Below are 493 nucleotides of genomic sequence, written 5' to 3'. Positions count from 1 at the left end.
AGATTAATTTTCATGAGCGCGATCATGATCTGATACAAATGAAAAATCAAGCATCTTCAATGACGACGGATATAGAATTCATCATGTTCTATCTGAATAATATGTAGAATATTTTATTCGTCCATTATCTTTGGAAAATTATACAGAATAAAAATAAAAACGACTCTTTATCTGACATTATTTGATATTGAATGAGTGTTTTTGTAATTTATATTGTATTGTTTTATTAAAAGATGTTAGTCTTATTAATAAAATAATGAATACAATTAACACTATTAATTTAGTTGATTATATCATTTTGGAGTAAATAAATGTTTTCGAATAAAAACAAAAAAAATTTAATTACGACTGGTTAAAAGATTTATTTTTAGACTGTCCCGAAGAGCTTTTTTGGATTTTTATTATTGCAATAGTAATTTTAGTTTTATTTGTTACGTTACTTATTATTTTTACAGATATATTGGTAGGAATTATCTCTTTTGCAGTTATTTTT

Origin of the sequence: Xenorhabdus bovienii (assembly GCF_024721015.1) — a bacterium.
Lineage (GTDB): Bacteria > Pseudomonadota > Gammaproteobacteria > Enterobacterales > Enterobacteriaceae > Xenorhabdus > Xenorhabdus bovienii.
This window is presented reverse-complemented; position numbering follows the sequence as displayed.